Below are 22,913 nucleotides of genomic sequence, written 5' to 3'. Positions count from 1 at the left end.
TGGACGGCGGACGACGGTCAGGCGCGCGCGGCGATGCCCGAGAGGTCCAGGTGCGAATCGAGGACGCCGTACATGTGGCCGGGGTCGACGATCCGCCCGGCGATGAACGCGTCGGTGACCGACTCCGGCGCCTGACGGATCAGGATCGATCCCTGCAGTGCGATCGCCATCGACTCGGTGAGGCGGCGCGCCAGAGCCGGGGCCGCGGCCGGATCGGCGGCGGCCTGCGCGATGAGCTTGCGGGTCTTCTCGACGTGGAGGTCGTACTCGCGATGGACACCCAGGGCCCGCTCGAACTCGTTGTCGACGGCTTCCACCGACAGCGGGTCGCGCATCATCGCGCGCAGGACGTCGAGGGCGATCACGTTGCCCGATCCCTCCCAGACGGCCATGACCGGCTGCTCGCGGTACCGGCGCGACAGCGGGAAGCCGTTCTCGCAGTAGCCGTTCCCGCCCAGACATTCGAGCGCCTCGTAGGCGTGGTTGGGACCGCGCTTGCAGACCCAGTACTTGCCGACCGCGGTCGCCAGGCGGCGGAAGGCCGCCGACTCGTCGGCGTCGTCGTCGTAGGCGGCGGCGAGGCGGATGCCGGTCCAGACGGCGGCCTCGGCCTCCACCTGCAGGTCGGCGATCACGGCGGTCATCGCGGGCTGGTCGATGAGCGTGGCACCGAAGGCCGCGCGGTTGCGGACGTGCCAGGCGGCTTCGACGACGGACTGGCGCATGCCCGCGGCGCTGCCGAGGATGCAGTCCAGTCGGGTCTGGTTGACCATCTCGATGATGATGCGGACGCCGTGGCCTTCGTCGCCCAGACGCCAGCCGACGGTGCCGTCGAACTCCACCTCGCTGGAGGCGTTCGACTTGTTGCCCAGCTTGTCCTTGAGTCGCTGCACGTTGAAGACGTTCCGGGTGCCGTCGGGCAGGACGCGCGGCACGACGAAGCAGGTCACACCGGGCTCAGTCTTCGCGAGGACGAGGAAGGCGTCGGACTGCGGGGCCGAGCAGAACCACTTGTGGCCGGTGATCCGGTAGGTGCCGTCCGACTGCTCGACGGCGCGGGTGGTGTTGGCACGCACGTCCGAGCCGCCCTGCTTCTCCGTCATCGCCATTCCGAAGATCGCGGACTTCTTATCTCCGGTGCCCAGATCGTGCTGGTACTCGCGGGAGAACACGCGCGGCAGCCACTGATCGGCCAGCTTCTGATCCACCCGCAGCGACGGGACCACCGCGTGCGTCATGCTCACCGGGCACGCGTGACCCGGCTCTACCTGACCGAACTGCATGAACATCGCGGCGCGGGCGACGTGCGCACCGTCGCGCGGGTCCGACCAGCAACTCGTGTGCGCGCCGTGCGCGATCGCGTCGCCGATGATGCGGTGATAGGCCGGGTGGAACTCGATGTCGTCGATCCGGTTCCCCCAGCGATCGTGGCTGTGGTGCTTCGGCAGGATGGTGTTCGCCAGTTCGGCGTCTCGCTGGAAGTCGGCACGACCGACCAGCGCACCCGCCTCGGTCAGGGCGTCGGTAGCCCAGCCGCCGCCGTAGACGTTCACGGCCTCGACCAGCGCGGTGTGGCTGGTGTACTCGTTCACGTCGACGCGGGCCGGCGCCTGGTTGAAGACCTCGTGCGTGGTGGACATGGCGACTCCTTCAGTAGTCATCGGGGTTCTCGGGAGGTTTTGGGAAACTCGGGCCCGCTCACTTCGTTCCCGGCGCCCGGTTCATCGGGCCCGCTCACTGCGTTCCCGGCGCCCAGCGCGCGGAAGCAGAAGTCGGTGATCGTGGCGAGGAGGGCTTCGGTGTCGGCGCTCGGCGGGCCGACGAGGTCGGGGTTCAGCGCGCCGACCAGCGCTTCGGAGATGGCACCCATGACGGCCGAGGCGACGACGGGGACGTCGCACGGAGTGAAGGCACCCGTGCGGACACCCGCCGCGATGATCTGCTCGCCGAGGTCACGGTACGACTGCCGGAGTCGCAGGCGCTCGGCGTCGACCGCTGGAATCACCGGCTCGAAGAGCAGCGACCAGGCCATCCGCCGACCGCGCAGGGCTCGTTCCGCGAACGTGTCGATGAGCAGGCGCATCTGCTCGACCGGATCGTCGGAGGTCGCGACCGCGGTCGCGACGCGCTCCAACTCGTAGACGGCGGCGTCGCGGAAGACCCGCGCGAGCAGGGTCTCGCGATTGTCGAAGTACGAGTACACGGACCCGACGCTGACACCGCTCCCCTCGGCGATGCTCGCGACACTCGCCGAGGCGAAGCCGCCCTCGGCGACCGCCTGCCGCGCAGCACTCAGGATGGCGGCACGCTTGGCCTCAGCACTTCGACGCGTCGACGCGGTGGCGCGATAAGCCACGGCACACCTCCTCCGTCAAATTATGAATCGTGATTCAAGTCTTCGTACGAAGAATTGAATCATGATTCAGAGTGTGTCCGCAAGGGTTTCCGACAACGGTCTCCATCCCCGGAACGACGTCGGCCCCGCTCCGAGTCGAACAGGGAGCGGGGCCGCGCGAGTCGTGTCGTGGCTACAGGAGCGCGTCGACGAACGCCCCGGGCTCGAACGGCGCGAGGTCGTCGGCGCCCTCGCCGAGACCGACGAGCTTCACCGGGACGCCGAGCTCGTCCTGGATGCGGAAGACGATTCCGCCCTTGGCGGTGCCGTCGAGCTTGGTGAGGACGACGCCGGTCAGCGAGACCACCTCGGCGAAGACCTTCGCCTGCATCAGACCGTTCTGACCGACGGTGGCGTCGAGGACCAGGAGCACCTCGTCGACCTCGGTCTTCTTCTCGATGACGCGCTTCACCTTGCCGAGCTCGTCCATCAGGCCCGACTTGGTGTGCAGGCGGCCCGCGGTGTCGACGAGGACCACGTCGACACCCTCGGTGATGCCGGTGTTGACGGCGTCGAACGCCACCGACGCCGGGTCGGCGCCCTCCTTGCCGCGCACGGTGCTCGCGCCGACGCGCTCGCCCCAGGTCTGCAGCTGGTCGGCAGCGGCCGCGCGGAAGGTGTCGGCGGCGCCGAGCAGGACGCGTCGACCGTCGGCGACGAGGACGCGCGCCAGCTTGCCGGTGGTGGTGGTCTTGCCGACGCCGTTCACGCCTGCGACGAGCACGACCGCGGGACGGTCGGCGTGCGGCAGCGCCTTCACCGATCGGTCGAGCTCCGGGTGCAGCTGCTCGATGAGGACGTTGCGCAGCGCGGTGCGGGCGTCGTCGGCCGAGCGGACCTTGCCGGTGGCCAACTCCTCGCGGAGCCGCTCGATGACGGTGGCCGTGGCGCCAGTACCGAGGTCGGCCATCACCAGGGTGTCTTCGATCTCCTCCCAGCTGTCCTCGTCGAGGTCGCCGGCACCGAGCAGACCGAGAACACTGGCACCGATCGCACCCTGCGACCGCGACAGGCGGCCGCGCAGTCGCGACAGTCGTCCTTCGGTCGGGGCGATCTCGTCGAGCGCGGGAGCGGCGGGCTCCGGCTCCGGCTCAGGTTCGGGTTCGGGCTCGGGGGTCGGTTCGGGCGTCGGCTCCGCAACGGGTTCGTCGACGACGACCGGCGCCTCGGCGGCGGGTTCTTCGACGACCGGCGCCTCGACCGCTGCTTCTTCGACGGCCGGCTCGTCGACTGCAGCCTCGTCGACCGCCGGTTCCTCCGCGGGTGCTTCGACCGTCGGCTCCGGCTTCTGAACCGGCTCTTCGACGGACTTCTCAGCAGGCTTCGGCGTCGATTCCTCAACCGGCTCCGGTCGCTCCAGCGTCGCCGATCCGGCACCGCCCTGGCTGAAGTTGAAGCCGGATCCGGCCTTGTAGCCGCCGGACCGGTCGACCTGCCGCTGCGTTCCGTCAGTGACCTGATCGATCGTGGTCGGCGCATCCTTCAGCGAGATCTGCCGACGTCGCCGCAGCGCGTAGCCGGTGCCACCGACCAGCGCCACGATGAGGACGACGGCGACGATGATGCCGATGATGAGTTGGGTGTCCACTGGAGAACGTCTTCCCTTCAGCTCTGGGGAGCAGAGTCGGTTGCCGGTGCGGAGTCCGGGTTGAACGGCGCGTTGGTCTCGGCCGCGGGCGTGATGTCGACGCCGCGGAGTCGTTGCGAGATGACCTGGGTGATGCCGTCACCGCGCATGCTCACACCGTAGAGCGCGTCGGCGATCTCCATGGTCGGCTTCTGGTGCGTGATGACGATCAGCTGCGACTTCTCGCGGAGCTGCTCGAACAGGGAGATCAGACGCCGCAGGTTGGCGTCGTCGAGGGCGGCCTCCACCTCGTCCATCACGTAGAACGGCGACGGTCGCGCGCGGAAGATGGCGACGAGCATCGCGACCGCCGTCAGCGACTTCTCACCGCCCGACAGCAGCGAGAGTCGCTTCACCTTCTTGCCGGGCGGTCGTGCCTCGACGTCGACGCCGGTGGTGAGCATGTCGTCGGGGTCGGTCAGGACCAGTCGGCCCTCGCCGCCCGGGAAGAGGGTCGCGAAGACCTCGACGAACTCCCGTTCCACGTCGGCGTAGGCGTCGGTGAAGACCTGGAGGATCCGGGCGTCGACGTCCTCGATCACCTCGAGGAGGTCCTTGCGGGCCGCCTTGACGTCTTCCAACTGCGCGGACAGGAAGTTGTACCGTTCCTCCAGCGCCGCGAACTCCTCGAGCGCGAGCGGGTTCACCCGGCCGAGCGTCTTGAGGTCCTTCTGCGCGGCCCGGAGTCGTCGTTCCTGCGTCGCGCGGTCGTACGGCATGGGTGCCGGCGCGACGACTTGGTCGCCGCGCTCCTTCGCATCCTGGTACTCGCGCATCTCCAGCTCGGACGGCGGCATCGGGACGTCGGGGCCGTATTCGGCGACCAGGTCGTCGGGTGCCATCGAGAACTGTTCAAGGATCTGTTCCTCCAACTGCTCGATGCGGAGCGCGGCCTGCGCCTTGGCGAGTTCGTCGCGGTGGACGGCATCACGGAGTTTGTTCATGACACCGGTCAGCTGCTCCACCTGGGCGCGGAGAGCGTCGACCTCGGCAGTGCGTTGGGAGCGGACGGCTTCGAGTTCGTCCCGGCCTTCGGCGGCGTCGGCGGCGGCCCGGGCGATCTCGTCGGCCAGCCGCTCGCCGGTATCGACGACGGCGCTCGCGACACCCGCCGCGTAGCGACGCTGGGCGTCCTGGCGCCGCTGCCGCTCGCGGTTGGTGCGTTCGTTGGCGGCGGCGCGGCGGAGGCTCTCGGCCTTGCCGCGGACCGAGGCGAGCCGCTCCTCGGCGGTGCGGAGGGTCAGTCGGGTCTCCACCTCGATCGAGCGCGCGGACGCGACCTCTGCGGCTGCGGCGTCGCGCATCTCGCGGTCGAAGTCGCCGGTCGGTTCGTCGGCGCCGCCGTCGACGGCCCGCGCGAGGCGTTCCTCCACCTCGGTGAGCTGCGCCAGGTTCTCGGCGCGGCCCTTCTCGACGAAGTTCCGCTGCCGCACCAGTCGGTCGGCCTCGTCGCCCGCCGCTCGGATGTCGGCGCCGAGGCGGCCGAGGGTCTCGTAGGCGGCGCCGACGTTGGCGTCGGACTCGTGCAGCGCGGCGAGCGCCCCTTCGGTGGCCTCGCGCGCCCGTGTCTGTTCGTCGAGGGCCTTGGCGAGATCGCGTTCGATCTGGGTCGCGCGCCCCTCCGCGCGGGCGAGGTCGGTGGTCGCGGTGTCGATGGCCGACTGGACCTCGATGGTCGACGGCCGCTTGGACGATCCGCCTTCGACGGTCGCCGCGGAGATCCGGTCGCCGTCGCGGGTGACGCCGGTGACGCCGAGTTCGCCCGCCAGCTTCAAGCCGGTCGCCGCGTCGTCGACCACCACCATGCGGTCGAGCAGGACGTCGAGCGCGCCGGCCACCGAGTCGGGCGCGGTGACCTGGTCACGGGCCCACACCACTCCCGAGGGCAGCGTCGGGCGCTGATCGCGAGGGCGGGTGGGCAGGCCGCCGACGAGCATCGCCGCACGACCACCGTCGCCGCGGCGGAGCTCGTCGAGCGCGCGGACCGCGGCCAGACCGTCGACGGTGGCGACGGCCTCGGCGGCGGGTCCGAGGGCTCCGGCCATGGCGGCCTCGAATCCGGGTTCGACGGTGAGCAGTTCCGACAGGGGTGACAGCAGTCCGTCGGTTCCCTGCTCGATCAGCCACGCGCCGCCGTCGCCGCGTTCCAGGCCCACCGACAGGGCGTCGATGCGGGCGGTGAGCGAAGCGATGGCTCGCGCGGTCTCGCGTTCGTCTGCCTGCAGCTTCTCGACGAGTTCGGTGGCCCGCGCGAGCGAATCGGCGCACTTCTCGTAGTGCTCGTCGAGGCCGCGCTCGGCCTCCTCGAGCGTCGCGACGAGCTCCACCTCGGTGTCGAGGGCGGCTTGGGCGGCCTCCGCACGCTGCGTGGCGGCGTCGATGGCGGTGCTCAGACGCGCGGTCTCCCCGTCGACCGACTCCACCTTGGTCCGCAGGTTGGCGGCTTCGCCTTCCAGACGTGCGAGGCCTTCGCGACGGTCGGCGACGGCCTGGACGGCCGCCATGTGCGCGCGTTCGGCCTCGCTCGCGGCCTGCTCCGACGCGGCGAGCGCGGCGGTCGCGTACTCGAGGCGTTCGGCGGCCGCTTCGACGGCCTCGGTGTGCTCTGCCTCGGTCATGGCCGCGTTCTCGGCCTGCCGTTCCAGCTCTTCGGGGTCGGGGCCGGAGGGTGCGACGCTCGGCGACGACAGGTGCGCGGCGCGTTCACCGGCCACGCGGAGGGTGCCGCCGACGCGTTCGGACAGGGCGCTGAGCTGGTAGAAGACGCGGTTCGCCTCGGAGGCCGCGGGCGTGACGCGGGCGAGTTCCTCCTGTGCGGCGGTGAGGGCTTCGGTCGCGGCGTCGAGCCCGGCGGCCACCTCGTCCTGCTGGCGGCGGACGTCGGCCTCCACCGTGCTGTGCTGCGCCATCTCCTCGCGGCGCTGCACCAGGTCGTCGGCGGCGATGCGCAGGCGGGCGTCGCGGAGGTCGGCCTGGACGGTCGCTGCGCGGCGCGCGACCTCCGCTTGGCGACCGAGGGGCTTCAGTTGGCGACGCAGTTCGGTGGTGAGGTCGGTGAGGCGGTCGAGGTTCGCGGCCATCGCGTCGAGCTTGCGGACGGCCTTCTCTTTGCGTCGCCGATGCTTGAGGACGCCGGCGGCCTCTTCGATGAACGCGCGGCGTTCTTCCGGACGGGCCTCGAGGATCGCGGCCAGACGCCCCTGGCCCAGGATGACGTGCATCTCGCGGCCGATGCCGGAGTCGGACAGCAGTTCCTGCACGTCCATCAGGCGGCAGGAGTTGCCGTTGATCTCGTACTCCCCCGCACCGTCGCGGAACATGCGGCGGGTCACCGAGACCTCGGAGTATTCGATCGGCAGCGCGCCGTCGGAGTTGTCGATCGTCAGGGTCACCTCGGCGCGGCCGAGCGGCGCGCGGCCGGACGTGCCCGCGAAGATGACGTCTGCCATCTTGCCGCCGCGCAGGGCCTTAGCCCCCTGCTCGCCCATCACCCAGGTCAGGGCGTCGACGACGTTCGACTTGCCCGATCCGTTGGGCCCCACCACACACGTGATGCCGGGCTCAAAACGCAGCGTCGTCGACGACGCAAACGATTTGAACCCTTTCAGGGTGAGGCTTTTCAGGTGCACGACCGATCAGCCTACCGAACGATGAGTGCAGGTCCCGGCCTCGCCCAACGCCCGGGCCGCGTCGGATCAGCGTTCGACGAAGCCCGTCAGGCCGCCGCGCGCGGCCTCGTACGATTCGACGACGAGGTCCACCCGGCCCGGCGTGTCACCGGAACGGAGCTTCTCGACGAGCGCCTGCAGCGACGCCGTCGGTCCCTCGGCCACGACGAGGACGCGGCCGTCGACCTGGTTCGACGCGGACCCGACGAGCCCGAGTTCCAGGGCGCGCGAGCGCGTCCACCAGCGGAACCCGACGCCCTGCACGTGGCCGTGCACCCAGGCCGTGAGCCGCTGGTCGCTCATTCGGTCTCGATCGTCAGATTGACCTCGGTGCCGGCCTTGAGGGTGCGGCCCACGGTGCAGACCTTGTCGATGGCGCGCTCCACCACCACCAGGAGGCGCTCGGCCGCGTCGGCGTCGAGTTCGGAGAGGTCGACTTCCAGGATCTCGTCGATCTTCGGGTACACCTCGTTCTCGCGATCGGCAGCGCCGGACACGCGGATGGTGGCGTCGTAGTCGTCGCCGAGACGACGCGAGAGCGGGCGGTCGGACGACATGCCGGTGCACGCGCCGAGTGCGATCTTCAGCAGTTCGCCCGGGGTGAAGACGCCCTCGACGTCCTCCGAGCCGACGAGTACCTCGGCACCGCGCGAGCTCTTGCCCGTGTAACGACGGACATCGGTGCGCTCCAACCACAGTTCGGTCATTTCTTACCCTTCTCGGCGACTCTTCGCATGGTGAGGCACGTGCCTCATCGGTTCCGAACACTATCCGGGCCGGAATCCTTCCACGTCCTGAGTCCTGCCACTTCCGCTGGTTGAGCCCCCACTCAGCTGGTCGCCCGACCCCCATCGCTGGTTGAGCCGACGCGAGGCCCTAGCCGAGCGGCGTGTCGAAACCCCCGCCCTGGGCTGGGACAGCCTGTCACAGCCCCGCCGGGACCTGCTTCCCGTTCACCGTCACCGTGACCTCGCCGGTCGCGGTGTCGTGGGTCACCTCCCCGTGCTCGAAGGTCGCCTTCTGCACCGTTCCGGTGGTCGTGACATCGCTGTTCACGGGACCGAGCGGCCCCGCCGAGCCGTTGCTTCCGACGACGACGGGCTTCCCGTCGGCGTCGCGCTCGACGTTCCAGGCCTCACGGATCTTGCCCCATGTGAGGTATGCGGGCGTGTCGGCCTTCGCGTTCCGCGCGGTGATGACGCCGCCCTGGAACTGCTGGTAGACGACGCCGCTGTCGCGGGTTCCGGCGTTGCGGCTCCCGGTCAGGGGCAGCCCGAGGATCTTCTTCTCCTCCGCGGTCGCGGTGGAGTACCGCACCGCGATGGGCCCGGTCATCGTCACCTCGCGGTCGGCGACACCGTTCATCGTGACCTCGATGGTGCCGGGCGCCGCTGTGGTCGCGGCAGCCGAGGTGGTGGACTCCGCGGCCGTGGTCGACACGTCATCGCCCCCGCAGCCGGTCGCGATCAGTGCGATCGCTCCCAGTCCGGCGACGATTCTGGCTGTTCTCCGTCGGGCGAGGTTCCTCATGTACTCACTTTCTCCTCGTCTGTCCGGCTCGCGATCAAGCGCACCGAAGGCGATGTCCGTCACACGTGTGGACGATTGCGCCCGACCCTATCGGCCGTCGTCGCACCCCGCCATCACGAACCGACATCGCTTGCACAGGTTTGCGGTCACGGACCTTAAGGTGAGCCACATGACCGCTTCTTGGCCTGAACTCGTCGGACGCAATATCGGTGCCGCGATGATTCCTCTCATGGGACGGCTGTCCAGTACCACGCCGGACGGGACCGATGTCCTGGATTTCTGGCACGGCGGCGGCGATCGGTGGCGCGTGGAGCGCGACGGCGTACTCGTGTACCTCAGCGACGGCCGCACGGCGATACGCCGTGACGTGAACGACGACATGGTGCCGATCGATGTCCGCGACGTCCGTGCCGTCTGGCAGTCGACGGGTTTCGGCCCCACCGACCTCGTGGGCCACTCCGGATTGCTGCACCAGATGTCCAGCGAGGTCGTCGCGGTGAGCACGCCCGTCGAGACCTCGCACGACGGACGACCGGCGTGGTCGACGCGACTCGGCCTTCCCGGCGCCGACGAGGCGGATCACCTCACCGTCGTGATCGACGCGGAGTCGGGCCTCATCGTCGCAGCCAGGTCCGAACGAGGCGGCACACTGACTGTCACCGGACTGTCGACAGAGCCGATAGACGACGAGACATTTCGTGTGCCGACCGTTCACACTGCGCCAGCACCCGTTTCCGATCGTCAGCGGATCATCGATCGCTTGGAGATCCTGTCCGTGATCGATTCGGCAGTGGAACACCGAGAAGAGGTCCTCGCAGTCATCGACGCGTCGTCGACCGTCGACGACGCGCGAGCGCGGATCATCGACCTCCTCGGCGTCCAGGAAGTCGGCGCCGACGCCGTCCTCGCCATGCAACTGCGGCGGCTCGTGGCCGTCGAACGCGACAAGATCAGCGACGAGGTCGCGAGTCTTCGTGCACACCTCGCCGGCCACGACGAGTGACCACCGCGTTGCCCGTCCCGATCGACACGCAGTGGATGGAACTCTCTGGGACCATCGCGCCCGAGTCCAGTGAAGCGCAGACACTGATCATCGTCGTGATCATCCTGGCGGCACTGGCCCCAATGACCTGGTGGAAGCTGTTCCGATCCGACCGCTGGCCGCGCAAGAAGTCCCTGCTCTTTCTCTCGGGCTGCCTGGCGACACTGGTGCCCGTCGCTCTGGTGCTCGGCTGGGTCTCCGATGACACCCCCTCGACGGTTTACGCCGACGTGGCCGTGGCGCAAGCGCTTCCCTCCGGGTTCCCACTCGCCCCGGATCCGGAGACGATCACCGTCGCTGCCTCGGAGCACGCGGACGGGCTTCGACTGGATGTCCCCGACTCCGGCGAACAACTCGACTACCGGGTCACCTTCGGCTCCGAACATCGCGGAAATCCGGTCCGATGCCGCGCCACACTCTCACTGTCGCGGGACGAATTCCATCGAGGACGCCGCACCGCCTCCCACGTACGTCTGCTCGGGCACTGCTCCTGAAGCCGTTGCTGCATGGTGCGATGTCAGTTCGACCCGAACAAGCCTCCATAACAGCCGAACGCTTCCCGTGGATGCTTGCCCTCTCGCCGACCGATCGCGATACCTGCGCCCAGGACTTGGTGGACGCGGCCCGCGCATCGTTTGCAACAGACCAGCCGCGCCGGGCGATCACCGAGCTGACCGCGTGGAAGGAGACCGCGAGTGCGGTCGCGGCGGGCTTGGGCAACGTCGATCTGGAATGGCTCGACGAGCCGGAATCGTCCACCGTAGTAGAGCGCCCCTGGCCGCCAAGAGGACTGAACGCGTCCATAGACCCGTGAAAGCCCCCTCGGCACCATCCAGCGCGGCGGGAAGACCTACGACCGCTGGCAGCACAAGCCGACCATCAAAGGCACAGCGCGAATCTGGTTCTACGTCGACGACCGGACCGTCTTCCTTGAGCAGGTCCACACGAGCCACCCCAACCAGACGAAATAGGGCGTCCTCGCGAGGCAACTGCGGCGACTCGTGGCCGTCGAACACGACAAGATCGTCGACGAGGTCGCGAGCCTTCGCGCGTATTTCGGCAGCGACGAGTGATCACCGGAGTGTGCTGCCCGACGTCGTGACCGAGACGCGCCGATACAGTCTTCGCATGGTCCACACATCCTCTTGCGTCCGGCGCGAACCCCACACTCCCACTTCTGGATCCACCCGATGAGCCGTCGACCGACGCTCCACGCCCTCGATCCGCTGAGTCGTCGGTGGTGGCAGGTCGTCGGACGGCGCGTCGATCTGTCCACTCCTGATTTCGGCTTCCTGACCGCGCCGTACAACGGCAAGCACGAGGTCGGCGATGCCTGGCTGACCGCATACGAGGCGCGTGGAGCGGTCGCACCGACGGCGCCAATCTCCGGCCTCTTCGACGACATGGCGGTCCTCGACGGCCCCGACTTCCAAGCCGCGTCGCTGCATCCGCTGGTGCGCGAGTTCTACGAGCACACCGGATCCTGGCGGATGGAGGTGTGGTCGCAGTGGAACCCCCTGTTCGCACCCGGCGGGATGGCTGTGGCCTCGATGTTCGGCCGACGCGTCGAACAGTTGGCCCTGCCGACCGAACCCCTGTCGGTGAGCCGCGGCATGTCCAGCGAGGTCCGGGTCGTCACCGACGAGTCGGGACGCCGTGAAGGCGCGGCCTGGCTGCGGCGTCTTCGCCTCGACGATTCCGCGGTCTACAGCGGCTTCTACCGGTCAGCGATGCTGCCCGGGCAGGACCAGCCGCACGTCGCCGTCGCGTTCCCGCTGGAACTCGGACACATCCACGTCTTCTTGACGCCGAGCGCCGACGCCGACGGCGCACTCCGACTGACGTCCAGATCTCAACGGTTCGGCGAGGACGGCGCCTACGTGTCGGTGCTGTTCGGCGATCAGTGGTACTCCGCGCAGCCGCCACTGCGGGAGTCCTTCCGTGTGTACGTCGACGACGAGGGTGTCCTCCGCACCGATCACGAACTGAAGGTCGGTCGGTTCCGCGCGTTGCGCCTGCACTACCGCCTGGAGCGCGAGGCCTGACGCTCCGACGTCACGAACCGCCTGGGGTCACTCCGACTCCGGCCACCACGCTGTCGACCAGCCGTGCCAGATAGTCATCGTCGACGGCGTCGTCACGGACCAGGGTGCGGAACCAGAGGTTGCCGCCGATCAGGTCGATGACCATCGACGGATCGGGTCCGGCCCTAGCAGTGAGCTGTTCGCGTTGCAGCACGGCAGTTCCATGCTCTGCACAATTTCGACACCGCTCGAGTCTGTGCGCCTCGGGCGCTCCTGCGTCATCTGTCCATGGCAGGAGGCACTCAGGGATCCGGCATAAGGCGCTCCGACCACTATTTCGGACGAGATCCCATTTGTCGGACGGTGCCGATAATCTCCTTGGCATGGCTCGACCGCCACGATGGCAGGCGACGCTCGACGCGAGCGTCGAGGAGGCATGCCTGGCCGTCCGGCTCTACAACGACTCGGCGGAGGCCCGGGCGTTTGAGGGATTCGTCATCCACATGCATCTGGCGTGGCTCTACTTGCTGCACGCAGAGTTCGTCCGCGATGACGTCGACTTTCGCTATTGGGACCCGAACTTCAAGAAGCGTCTGCTCAAGATCGACGGCGAACCCAAGCGGTGGGAGCTCGAGCGCTCGATGAAGGAGCGATGGTCGGTCGACTCCGATCCTGTGCGCGCCAACCTGGCACTCTTCATCAAGCTGAGGAACCGTCTCGAGCACCGCCACGCCCACGCAGACGAGGCGCTGATGCTTAACCTCGCTGGCCACGCTCACGCCCTCCTCGTCAACTACGAGACGGAGCTGACTAACCAGTTCGGCGACACCCAATCGCTGGCCCTGCGGCTACGGCTGCCGATCTTCGTCGGCACGTTCACGTCACAGGGCGAGCAGGCACTGCGACGGTTCCGGAAGACTCTGCCGGCCGATCTCCGCAGCTTCGTCACCGATTACGAGTCCGGCCTCGACGAAGAGGTGATCGGCGACTCCCGGTACGAGTTCCGGCTGCGCGCGATGGTCGAGTTGGCACCGAAGGACCCGGATGCCGTGGCAATGCAGTTCACGCGGTACGAAGACATGACCGAGGAAGAACGGGCTATCGCGGAAGAGATGGGCCGACGCGGCCAAGTCATCGTGCGCGAGCAGAAGCGGCCTGTGTCCGGCCTCGGTCGGTTGATGCCGAAGCCCGCTGCCGCCGAGGTCGAGTCTGGCATCCCGTTCGTGTTCAATGTCCATCACTTCACGGCAGCATGGAAGAGGAAGGGGGTCCGCCCGCGCGTCGGCGACCCGAACCCGGACAGGACGAACCCCGACTTTTGCGTGTACGACGAGCCGACGAAGTCGTACCGATACACCAAGGCGTATGTGAACCACCTCATCAAAAAGTGCTCGACTCCGGAGGGGTTCGAGGAGACTACGGGCATGGTGGCCCGCGGAAAAGCTACTGACTCGCTATCCGTGGATTGACCCTAAACCGTCCTGGGTTCTGGTGGAGACCGTGAACGCATCATGCGAGTGCGATCGTGGCAGCGCCACGAAAGTTGACCGGAGGCCCGTGAGCGGGCCGTGTCGAACCTCACGCGGCCGCGCCGCAATGGCAACATCGCTCGGAGTAGCAAGCCATATTCCGTGACATTGGAGAACGAGGCCCGAGGCGAGGGGACATCGCAAATTTCCCGATGCGCACAGGAATTACGCAGACGCTAAGGTACCCGCTGTCGCGAATATCGAGCTTGTCTGAACTCGTCACTAGGCTTGGCGTATGAGCACATCGGAAGAAGTCGATCGCTGGAAGCACGTCCTGAAACAGGCCGTCACGCCGTCCGCGATGGCCATCAACATAATGAGGAAGGCGCGGGTTGACTTCGCGACTGCGCAGGCCTCCGTCGTCATGGTCGGAACGATCACCGACCCGGTCCTCGAGCACTGGCGTACCGCTCAACCCGAAGAGGGCTCACACCTGCATGCGGTGATCGCACCCGTAATCAATGCCGTCGAAGAACTGGACCCCACCGACGTGCGCCTTCGGCCAGTGACGGACGCGCTCGATCTAATCGAGGTCGCGCAGGAACAACTGGACGCTGGTGTGACCGATTCTGAGACCGCCGACGATGTCGTGCGTGAGATGGTGCTCGACCTCAAGACGCTCGTCGTGTCGGCACGCCTGGCTCACGTCGGAGTCATGAATCTAATCGATGGCGAGTGGGACACGCGGGCCACGGCGATCAATAGCGGGCGATCGGGTGAGTCATCATTGTATGTCGACGTGATGACGTTGGAGAGCACCAACACCGAGTCGGTCACAACCGTCCCCTTCTCCGAGCTCCGAGCCTCCATTGATCCCGGCGTCGCGACAGTGCAGGAGTACATCGAGCAGGGTGAGTTCGACACGGTAGTCCAGAGCCGGTTTGCTAGTCAGTGGGTGGTCACTTTCGTCACCGAGTGGGAGTTGAACTACCGACCGCGGCTGGCGCGGATCCATGGCTGCGCGGGGCGCGACATCGCGTCCGAGCTGATGCGCGACCTCGGCTTCATGCGCAACGACTACGTTCACAAGCGCGGCATCGCCAGTTCCAAACAGGGGAGATGCAAGCGACTCAAGTGGTTCAGCAAGGGTGACAATATGCAGCCGCGCCACGAGCACTACCAGCAGCTGTTCGAGGAGTTCGAGAGGGAACGCGAGGCCTTCACCACAAAGCCGAAGCCGGTCAAGACCAGCAAGGTCGAACTCAAGGCCCAGGTGCCGCAGGTGGTAGCTGATCGCTTCAGCGCCATCGCCGGGGAGCTGGGTCTGACAGACGGCGAGGCGCTGGGCGCGGCAGTCGATGCATGGTGCGACGCGCACGAGTGACGCGCTCGGCAATTAGAACACTTGGCTTGGGTCGACGAGATGGTGTGCAATCGGGTGCGACGATGAACTGCGGAAGTAATCCACCACTTCACGACAGTCGACGCCGAGGTGTCCGATTCGCCAGTACTCGCTGACGTTGACCATGCCGAGGTGTGGATGCATCCTCGGGTCGGACCTTGGGTGGCTGGAGTGCTGCTATTTCCCTGTCGACCTTCTGGTGCTCGGCACCCGCTGACACGTCGGGCAGAAGAACGAACTTCGATTCATGAACGCCTCACGCACCATCGGCGTCTCGCAGCGCCGACACGGAAGTGCTTCGCGCCCATAGGCGTTCAGCGAGCGCTCGAAGTACCCCGACTGCCCGTTCACGTTCACGTACAGGTCGTCGAACGACGTGCCGCCGACCTTGATCGCCTCCCCCATCACGTCGGTGATGTGGTCGACGAGTTCGCCGAGCTTGGCACGCGAAATGCCCTTCGTACGACGTCGGCCGTGCAGCTGGGCACGCCACAGCGATTCATCGGCGTAGATGTTGCCGACGCCGGAGATGACGGTCTGGTCGAGGATCGCGCGCTTGATCTCGGTGTCACGGCGACGCAGCGCCGAGACGACGGCGTCGCGGTCGAAGCTCTCCTCGAACGGGTCTGCGGCGATGTGCGCCACCGACTCGGGGAGCTTGCGGGCACCGGTGTCGACGAGGTCGTCGAGCAGCCAGCCGCCGAAGGTCCGCTGGTCGACGAAGCGGAGTTCGTGCCCGTCGTCGAGCACTGCGCGGATTCGCAGATGGATCGGGTCGTCGCTCCCCTGCTCCGCGATCAGCATCTGACCGCTCATGCCCAGATGCACGACCGCCGCGACCTCGTCGGCGGGGTCGGAGGCGAGCAGCCACATGTACTTGCCGCGACGTTCGACGCCGTCGAAGTGCTTGCCGCGCAATCGACTGGCGAGGTCGACGCCGCCGCCGACATGACGTCGGACAGCACGCGGATGCAGGACCTCGACGTCGCGGACGGTCCGACCGGCCAGATGCACGGCGAGACCGCGGCGGATGGTCTCCACTTCGGGGAGTTCAGGCACGATTCGACTCCAGAGCAGAAGGGTGAGGAGTCAGGTCACTCGGCGCGCTCGTCGAGCGCTTTCCACGCGAGCTCCGCAGCGTGCTGCTCGGCTTCCTTCTTGGTCTTGCCGACGCCCTGACCGAGGTCTTCCCCGCCGACCACGGCGACGGCGGTGAACTCCTTGTCGTGGTCCGGACCGGTGGAGGTGATGGTGTACTGCGGCTGGCCGAGGTTCTTCTCGGCCGACAGCTCCTGCAGCGAGGTCTTCCAGTCGAGGCCGGCGCCGAGGCGACCGGCGCGCTCGATGATCGGCTCGAAGAGGTTCATGATGACGGTCTTGGAGACCTCGATGCCATGGTCGAGGAAGATCGCACCGAAGACCGACTCCAGCCCGTCGGCCAGGATGGAGGCCTTGTCGCGGCCGCCGGTCAACTCCTCGCCGCGACCCAGGTGCAGGTGCGCCCCGAGGCCGCCCTCCCCGAGCTCGCGGGCGACGTCGGCCAGAGCATGCATGTTGACGACGCTCGCACGGATCTTCGCCAACTCGCCCTCGGGCCGATCGGGGAACCCGACGTAGAGGCGTTCGGTGACGACGACGCCGAGCACCGCGTCGCCGAGGAACTCGAGACGCTCGTTGGTCGGCAGGCCGCCGTTCTCGTACGCGTACGACCGGTGCGTCAGAGCGAGCTGCAGGAGTTCGTCGCTGATCTCGATGCCGAGAACGTCAGTGAGCAGTTTCGGGTCCGGACGCTTACTCACTTGCCTTCGGCCTCCCCATCGGTGGTCTCGAGTCGATCGGCGAGCTTCGCCCACCGCGGATCGATGATGTCGTGACCGTGATCGGGTTCGGCGTCGGCCAGCTTGACCCCGCAGATCGGGCACAGTCCCGGGCAGTCGGGACGGCACAGGGGCGACAGCGGGAGGTCGGACGCGATCGTGTCGATGACGACCTGCTCCAGGTCGATCTCCTCGTCGACGATCCGCTCCACCTCTTCGTCCTCGTCGGCGGTGCGGTCGGTTTCGCTGTCCGGGTAGACGAACAGCTCGGTGAGGTACGCCGACACGTCCTGTTCCAGCGGATCGAGGCATCGCGAGCACTGCCCGTCGGCGTGGCCGCCGACGGTGCCGGTCACGAGAACGCCCTCGGACACGGACTCGAGCCGGAGGTCGAACTCGATTCGACCACCGGCCGGAATCCCGATCATCTCCGCACCGATGCGCTCGGGGGTGTCGAAGGACCACGCCTTCTCGGTCAGCGAACCGGCACGACGCGGCACCGACCGGACGTCGATCACGAATCCAGAATCAGTCACTCAGACGATGTTACTTCGTCGAGCCCTGGAGCAACGACCGGCCGTTCAGCCCGCCATCTGGGCGGGGCCGCGCTGCGGCTCGGCGTCGACGCCGTGCGGGTACTCGACGTAGTCGTGCACGCCGGCACCGGTGCGCAACTGCTGACGACCGCGGTTCACCGAACGCAGGGTTCCGGTGAGGATCTCCTCGAAGTCGGCGAGCTTGTCGTCGACGTAGATGTCGCAGTCGCCGCGCAGGCGGTCGGACTCGGCGTGGGCGGCGTCGACGATGCGTTCGGCCTCCGACTTCGCGGCGGCCACGACCTCCGACTCGGAGACGAGTCGCTGCTGTTCGGCGATGCCGTCGGCGACGGACTTCTCGTAGGAGGAGTTGCCCGCCTCGACGACGCGGCCGGCCTCGGCGCGGGCGCGACCGGTGACCGCCTCGTACTCGCGGGCGGCGCTGTGCTCGAGACGCTGGGCCTCGTCGGTGGCGTCGCCGACGATCGCGTTGGCGTTGCCGGTGGCCTCGTCGATCATCCGGTCCGCGCGCGCCTTGGACTCGGCCAGGATGCGGTCGGCCTCGGCGCGGGCGTGCGCGAGCATCGACTCGGAGTCGTTCTCGGCGCCGGTGATGAGGCGATCCGACTGCTCACGCGCGTTGGAGATGAGGGTGTCGCGCTCGTCGAGCACGTCCTGGGCGTCGTCGAGCTCGCCGGGCAGCGCGTCGCGCAGCTCGTCGAGCAGATCCAGCACGTCGCTCCGGGGAACGACGCATCCGGCGGTCATCGGCACGGTGCGTGCCTCTTCGACGATCGCAACCAACTCGTCGAGGGCTTCAAATACGCGGTACACGGTTTCTCCGATCCGGCACAGCCTCGGTTCGGCGGCCATTGATGTTTCTGAGGCCATTGTGCCGAATGTTGCCGCTGTGACTAAGGAGGCAGGGCGGGCGTGTCGGAGTCGAGAAGGTTAAATCGCGCGGGTTCCGGCGATCCGGTCGAGCAGCGCGGTGTGGATGTGCTCCGAGAGATACGGGGTCACATCGCCGCCGAGCTTGGCGACCTCCTTCACCAGGGAGCTCGACACGTGCGCGAACCGCGGATCGGTGAGCATGAAGTAGGTCTCGCATCCGGTCAGCTCGCGGTTCATCTGCGCCATCGGCAGTTCGTACGCGAAGTCCGTCTCCGAGCGCAGACCCTTCACCATGGTGTCGGCGTTCTCCTCGGTGAGGAGATCGACGACGAGTCCGGTCCAAATGCGCACCTCGACGTTCGGCATGTCCGCGCAGTCCTCCTCGATCAAGGCGATCCGCTCGTCGACGTTGAACATCCCCTGCTTGTTGGGATTGACGACGACGGCGACGACGACGCGATCGAAGCGCGCGGCGGTGCGCTCGACGACGTAGCGGTGACCGAGGGTGAACGGATCGTACGAACCGGGACAGACAGCAGCACTCATGTCTGCCGAATCTACTTGGCTCCAGGCGTACGCGGAGTCATCGGTACACAGTCAGCGGCTCGCCATGAGCACGACGCTGTCGCCGTATTTCTTGGCCGCGACCTCCTCGAGCCCCTCGGGCCAGGTGATGTCGTCACTGCGCCGACCTCGCTCCACCACCACCCAACCGTCCTTCGACAGCATGGCGACGCAGCCGGCGATCACGGCGTCGACCGTCTCCGTCGGCACCTCGTACGGCGGATCCAGGAAGATGAGATCGAACTCCGACGACGGCGCAGCGACGAACGATTCGACGCTGCGGTTGACGATCCGGACGCGCGCGCCCGCACCGCACACCGCGATGTTGTCGCGCAGCACGCCGGCCGCCCGACGATCCGATTCGACGAGGACGGCGGACGCCGCACCTCGCGAGACCGCCTCGATCCCGAGCGCGCCGGTACCCGCATACAGGTCGAGGACACGAACCTCGGAGAGGTCCATGCGGGAGCCGAGCATGGAGAAGACCGCCTCGCGCACGCGGTCGGAGGTGGGGCGCGTCGTGTCGGCCGGAACCGAGAGTCGACGGCCGCGGAATTCGCCGGCGATGATTCTGGTCATATCGTCGACCATCTTAACCAGCGCAGCGCAGTACCGTTGTCGGCATGCGCACTCGAACCGCCGCGTGGACGCCCGCTCCGGCCACCGTCGCCGACTCGGATCCTCAGCAGCGCGCCGAGCTGCTCGCCGACCACCTCGCCGGGCGACGGGTCGTGGCACTGACCGGCGCAGGCATCTCCACGTCGTCGGGCATCCCCGACTACCGGAGTCCGGGGTCACCGAAGCGGAACCCGATGACGATCGACGCCTTCCTCTCCTCTCCGGAGAGCCGTCGCCGTTACTGGGCGCGCAATCACCTGGGGTGGCGACACATGGACGCCGCACAGCCGAACGCCGCCCACCGCGCCCTGGTGTCGCTGCAGGAGCAGGGCGTCGTCACCGGAGTCATCACGCAGAACGTCGACATGCTCCACATGAAGGCCGGTTCCCACCCGGTGATCGATCTGCACGGCTCATACGGCCGCGTCCGCTGCCTCGACTGCGGCGCGGTGATCTCACGGCACCGCCACGCCGAGGCGCTCGAGGCCGCCAACCCCGGCTTCACCCGCCGCGTCGCCTCGCGCGGCGCGATCGAAGTGGCACCCGACGCCGACGCCGCACTGGAGGTTATCGGCGACTTCGTGATGCTCCCCTGTTCGAACTGCGGAGGCATCCTCAAACCCGACATCGTCTACTTCGGTGAGACCGTGCCCAAAGCGACCGTCGAGCGGGCGTTCGCGATGGTCGACGACGCCGACGCGATCCTGGTCGCCGGGTCGTCATTGACGGTCATGTCCGGTCTCCGCTTCGCTCGGAGGGCCGCAGCAGCAGACAAACCGGTCTTCATCGTGAATCGCGGGGGAACTCGCGGCGACGAGCTCGCCGAACTCAAGATCGACCACCGCTGCGAAGTGATCCTGCCCACAGCCGCGAGCCTCATCAAATCCCGCCGTTCTGCGTTACTGTGATGTATGCCACAGACATTGCTTGAACTGCACAAAGGTTAGAGCTTCACCGACCAATGTCGCCGTGGACCTGACTTTCACTTGAACGACCGATAGCCTCGGTCACGTCATGAACCCGATTGAGAACACACCGGAGACAGACACCGGAAATACGGTCGCCTTTCGGCGGCCGCGGGCCCGTGATGGAAAAAGAATCTGGGAAATCGCTCGTGATTCGCGAGTATTGGACGTTAATTCGCCCTACGCCTATGTTCTTTGGTCACAGGATTTTTCCGAGACGTCAATCGTGGCGGAGATCGACGGCGACGTCGTCGGTTTCGTCACCGGTTACCGCAGGCCGACAGCCCCCGACACCCTCATGGTGTGGCAGGTGGCCGTCGACGATGCGCAGCGCGGCAAGAAGATCGCACGACGCATGCTGTGCGAGCTCTTCGAGCACTGCGCGCCCGCCGGCGTGGTAGCCATCAACACCACGATCAGCCCCGATAACGAGGCGTCACAGCGACTGTTCGCAGGCGCTGCCCGAGCCCTCGGCCTGCGCTTCACGCGCGAGCCGTTCTTCAGCGCAGATCTGTTCCTCGACTCGCATCAGCCCGAGGATCTGTATCTGCTTACGCCGGCGGCCGCCGCTGAGTGACCCCGGCAGGACCCACGAGGAAAACTCGAAACAATGACTATCGAAACTGCACTGGACGATCGAACCTTCACCACGCACGAATCTGAAGTCCGTTCCTACTGCCGTGCCTGGCCGGCCGTCTTCGACACGGCCCAGGGAAGCTGGATCACCGACGTCGACGGAAATCGCTACCTCGACTTCTTCGCAGGCGCAGGAGCACTCAATTACGGGCATAACAACCCGGCACTGAAAAACGCTCTCGTGGAATACATCTCGCGAGACGGCATCACTCACGGCCTCGATATGTCGACCGTCGCGAAGGGCGAATTCCTCGAGGCCTTCGCCGCGAAGATCCTCGAGCCCCGCGGCCTGAACTACAAGGTTCAGTTCCCCGGCCCCACCGGCACCAACGCAGTGGAGGCCGCACTCAAGCTCGCCCGCAAGGTCACCGGCCGCGAGGCGATCATCAACTTCACCAATGCCTTCCACGGCATGACCCTCGGCTCGCTGGCCGTCACCGGCAACTCGATGAAGCGCAACGGCGCGGGCATCCCGCTGGTGCACGCCACCCCGATGCCGTTCGACAACTACTTCGACGGCGTCGTCGAGGACTTCAACTGGTTCGAGCGCGTCCTGGACGACTCCGGATCGGGCTTCAACCGCCCGGCCGCCGTCATCGTGGAGACCGTTCAGGGCGAGGGCGGCGTCAACGTCGCGCGCGCCGAGTGGCTCCGCGGACTCGCCGATCTCTGCAAGCGCCGCGACATCCTGCTGATCGTCGACGACGTGCAGATGGGCTGCGGACGCACCGGCGACTTCTTCTCGTTCGAGGAGGCCGGCATCGTCCCGGACATCGTGACGCTGTCGAAGTCGATCGGCGGCTACGGCCTGCCGATGGCGCTCACGCTCATCAAGCCCGAACTCGACGTCTGGGAGCCCGGCGAGCACAACGGCACGTTCCGCGGCAACAACCCCGCGTTCGTCACCGCAACCGAAGCCATCAACAAGTACTGGTCCGACGACCAGCTGTCGGTGCAGGTCAAGGCGAAGGGCATGGAGATCGCTCAGGCCTTCGACGAGCTCTGCAGCCGCCACGAGGGCCTCTCGCACCGCGGTCGCGGCATGGTTCAGGGCCTCGTCTTCGAGCAGGCCGAACTCGCCGACCGCACCTGCGAGATCGCCTTCGGCAAGGGTCTGCTCGCCGAGACCTCCGGCCCGAACTCCGAGGTCGTGAAGCTGCTCCCGCCGCTCACGCTCACCAGTGAAGAACTCGCTCAGGGTCTGGCCATCCTCAGCGAAGCCGTCGACGAAGCCATCAAGGAGAACAACGCATGATCGTCCGCACCACCGAGGAGATCACCGGCACCGAACGCGAGGTGGCCGACCCGAAGGGAAACTGGGTCTCCAAGCGGATCGTGCTCGGTGGCGACGGGGTCGGCTTCTCGTTCCACGAGACCACCATCGCGGCGGGCTCGGTCAACGAGTTCCACTACGCCAACCACATCGAGGCCGTCTGGCTGGTCGAGGGCAAGGGCAGCCTCCTCGATCGAGAGACCGGTGAGGTGTACCCGCTCGCCGCGGGCAGCATGTACCTCCTGAACGGACACGAGCGCCACACGGTGACCGTCGAGGAGCAGATGCGCATGCTGTGCGTCTTCAATCCCCCGGTCGTCGGCACCGAGGTGCACGACGAGAACGGCGTCTACCCGCTGGTCCCGGTACCCGCCCCGGCTGTCGAGGGCAAGCACCGCCGCTGACTCCCCAAACGACGATCCCCTCCCCCGATTCGGGCGGAGGGGATCTCGT

24 protein-coding genes are annotated in these 22,913 nt (G+C 67.3%); 10 read left to right on the top strand and 14 right to left on the bottom strand.

All coding sequences use genetic code 11. The annotated features are described in order from the left end of the window. Positions 1-17: 17 nt before the first annotated feature. From ACH46_RS08390 to ACH46_RS08360, 7 genes are all read right to left on the bottom strand, one after another. Positions 18-1,640 (bottom strand): acyl-CoA dehydrogenase family protein, encoded by a 1,623-nt coding sequence (locus ACH46_RS08390; RefSeq protein WP_062392503.1) that lies wholly within the window; start codon positions 1,638-1,640, stop codon positions 18-20. A gap of 17 nt (positions 1,641-1,657) precedes the next feature. After that, positions 1,658-2,356, bottom strand: coding sequence for a TetR/AcrR family transcriptional regulator (locus ACH46_RS08385; RefSeq protein ID WP_082399500.1), 699 nt, complete (start codon positions 2,354-2,356; stop codon positions 1,658-1,660). Positions 2,357-2,528: 172 nt separating this feature from the next. Then, positions 2,529-3,983, bottom strand: coding sequence for a signal recognition particle-docking protein FtsY (ftsY, locus tag ACH46_RS08380; protein ID WP_062392502.1), 1,455 nt, complete (start codon positions 3,981-3,983; stop codon positions 2,529-2,531). A 17-nt stretch (positions 3,984-4,000) separates the two neighbouring features. Further along, entirely contained in the window at positions 4,001-7,651 is a 3,651-nt protein-coding gene (smc, locus tag ACH46_RS08375) for a chromosome segregation protein SMC (protein WP_062392501.1), read from the bottom strand. A gap of 66 nt (positions 7,652-7,717) precedes the next feature. Continuing rightward, the gene (locus tag ACH46_RS08370) at positions 7,718-7,993 is read right to left on the bottom strand and encodes an acylphosphatase (protein WP_062392500.1); all 276 of its coding nucleotides are present in this window, start codon (positions 7,991-7,993) and stop codon (positions 7,718-7,720) included. After that, complete coding sequence (locus ACH46_RS08365; RefSeq protein ID WP_062392499.1) at positions 7,990-8,397, bottom strand: OsmC family protein; 408 nt, start codon at positions 8,395-8,397, stop codon at positions 7,990-7,992. The genes ACH46_RS08370 and ACH46_RS08365 overlap by 4 nt, the downstream gene beginning before the upstream one ends. Positions 8,398-8,614: 217 nt before the next feature. Beyond that, entirely contained in the window at positions 8,615-9,220 is a 606-nt protein-coding gene (locus ACH46_RS08360; RefSeq protein WP_062392498.1) for an LGFP repeat-containing protein, read from the bottom strand. 169 nt (positions 9,221-9,389) lie between these two features. Between ACH46_RS08360 and ACH46_RS08355 the strand changes: the two genes are divergently transcribed. The 4 genes from ACH46_RS08355 to ACH46_RS08340 all read left to right on the top strand — a co-directional run bounded on the left by ACH46_RS08355 (position 9,390) and on the right by ACH46_RS08340 (position 12,307). After that, positions 9,390-10,223: a DNA gyrase subunit A gene (locus tag ACH46_RS08355; RefSeq protein WP_157851026.1), complete on the top strand. Its 834-nt coding sequence runs from the start codon at positions 9,390-9,392 to the stop codon at positions 10,221-10,223. After that, positions 10,220-10,756 carry a hypothetical protein gene (locus ACH46_RS08350; protein ID WP_062392496.1) on the top strand — a complete coding sequence of 179 codons (537 nt, stop codon included), beginning with the start codon at positions 10,220-10,222 and terminating at the stop codon, positions 10,754-10,756. The genes ACH46_RS08355 and ACH46_RS08350 overlap by 4 nt, the downstream gene beginning before the upstream one ends. 71 nt (positions 10,757-10,827) lie before the next feature. Next, complete coding sequence (locus tag ACH46_RS08345) at positions 10,828-11,076, top strand: hypothetical protein (protein WP_226995810.1); 249 nt, start codon at positions 10,828-10,830, stop codon at positions 11,074-11,076. Between the two features lie 376 nt (positions 11,077-11,452). Then, a complete protein-coding gene (locus tag ACH46_RS08340) occupies positions 11,453-12,307 on the top strand; it encodes a hypothetical protein (RefSeq protein ID WP_062392495.1) in 855 nt (284 codons plus the stop codon). Between the two features lie 10 nt (positions 12,308-12,317). On the opposite strand, the gene ACH46_RS08335 is transcribed toward ACH46_RS08340, so the two are convergent. Then, the gene (locus ACH46_RS08335; RefSeq protein ID WP_062392494.1) at positions 12,318-12,500 is read right to left on the bottom strand and encodes a TetR/AcrR family transcriptional regulator C-terminal ligand-binding domain-containing protein; all 183 of its coding nucleotides are present in this window, start codon (positions 12,498-12,500) and stop codon (positions 12,318-12,320) included. 139 nt (positions 12,501-12,639) lie between these two features. Between ACH46_RS08335 and ACH46_RS08330 the strand changes: the two genes are divergently transcribed. Then, positions 12,640-13,755, top strand: a complete 1,116-nt coding sequence (locus ACH46_RS08330) for a DUF3644 domain-containing protein (protein WP_226995809.1) — start codon at positions 12,640-12,642, stop codon at positions 13,753-13,755. Positions 13,756-14,050: 295 nt separating this feature from the next. After that, entirely contained in the window at positions 14,051-15,139 is a 1,089-nt protein-coding gene (locus ACH46_RS08325) for a hypothetical protein (protein ID WP_062392493.1), read from the top strand. A gap of 195 nt (positions 15,140-15,334) precedes the next feature. On the opposite strand, the gene mutM is transcribed toward ACH46_RS08325, so the two are convergent. From mutM to rsmD, 6 genes are all read right to left on the bottom strand, one after another. Next, positions 15,335-16,216: a bifunctional DNA-formamidopyrimidine glycosylase/DNA-(apurinic or apyrimidinic site) lyase gene (gene mutM / locus ACH46_RS08320; RefSeq protein ID WP_062392492.1), complete on the bottom strand. Its 882-nt coding sequence runs from the start codon at positions 16,214-16,216 to the stop codon at positions 15,335-15,337. 35 nt (positions 16,217-16,251) lie between these two features. Then, complete coding sequence (gene rnc / locus ACH46_RS08315) at positions 16,252-16,956, bottom strand: ribonuclease III (RefSeq protein ID WP_062392491.1); 705 nt, start codon at positions 16,954-16,956, stop codon at positions 16,252-16,254. Continuing rightward, positions 16,953-17,510: a YceD family protein gene (locus ACH46_RS08310; protein ID WP_226995808.1), complete on the bottom strand. Its 558-nt coding sequence runs from the start codon at positions 17,508-17,510 to the stop codon at positions 16,953-16,955. The genes rnc and ACH46_RS08310 overlap by 4 nt, the downstream gene beginning before the upstream one ends. Before the next feature lie 45 nt (positions 17,511-17,555). Beyond that, positions 17,556-18,344 carry a DivIVA domain-containing protein gene (locus ACH46_RS08305; protein WP_062392489.1) on the bottom strand — a complete coding sequence of 263 codons (789 nt, stop codon included), beginning with the start codon at positions 18,342-18,344 and terminating at the stop codon, positions 17,556-17,558. A 117-nt stretch (positions 18,345-18,461) separates the two neighbouring features. Next, complete coding sequence (gene coaD / locus ACH46_RS08300) at positions 18,462-18,950, bottom strand: pantetheine-phosphate adenylyltransferase (RefSeq protein WP_062392488.1); 489 nt, start codon at positions 18,948-18,950, stop codon at positions 18,462-18,464. Positions 18,951-19,001: 51 nt separating this feature from the next. Further along, complete coding sequence (gene rsmD / locus ACH46_RS08295) at positions 19,002-19,547, bottom strand: 16S rRNA (guanine(966)-N(2))-methyltransferase RsmD (protein ID WP_062392487.1); 546 nt, start codon at positions 19,545-19,547, stop codon at positions 19,002-19,004. Positions 19,548-19,591: 44 nt separating this feature from the next. Here rsmD and ACH46_RS08290 point away from each other — a divergent pair, with 44 nt between their 5' ends. The 4 genes from ACH46_RS08290 to ACH46_RS08275 all read left to right on the top strand — a co-directional run bounded on the left by ACH46_RS08290 (position 19,592) and on the right by ACH46_RS08275 (position 22,864). Next, entirely contained in the window at positions 19,592-20,494 is a 903-nt protein-coding gene (locus tag ACH46_RS08290; RefSeq protein ID WP_062392486.1) for a Sir2 family NAD-dependent protein deacetylase, read from the top strand. Between the two features lie 106 nt (positions 20,495-20,600). Further along, positions 20,601-21,128: a diaminobutyrate acetyltransferase gene (ectA, locus tag ACH46_RS08285; protein WP_062392485.1), complete on the top strand. Its 528-nt coding sequence runs from the start codon at positions 20,601-20,603 to the stop codon at positions 21,126-21,128. 33 nt (positions 21,129-21,161) lie between these two features. Further along, entirely contained in the window at positions 21,162-22,442 is a 1,281-nt protein-coding gene (gene ectB / locus ACH46_RS08280; protein WP_062392484.1) for a diaminobutyrate--2-oxoglutarate transaminase, read from the top strand. Continuing rightward, positions 22,439-22,864: an ectoine synthase gene (locus ACH46_RS08275; RefSeq protein ID WP_062392483.1), complete on the top strand. Its 426-nt coding sequence runs from the start codon at positions 22,439-22,441 to the stop codon at positions 22,862-22,864. Before ectB ends, ACH46_RS08275 begins: the two co-directional genes overlap by 4 nt. Positions 22,865-22,913: the final 49 nt, after the last annotated feature.

The organism is Gordonia phthalatica (assembly GCF_001305675.1).
GTDB lineage: Bacteria > Actinomycetota > Actinomycetes > Mycobacteriales > Mycobacteriaceae > Gordonia > Gordonia phthalatica.
This window is presented reverse-complemented; position numbering and strand designations above follow the sequence as displayed.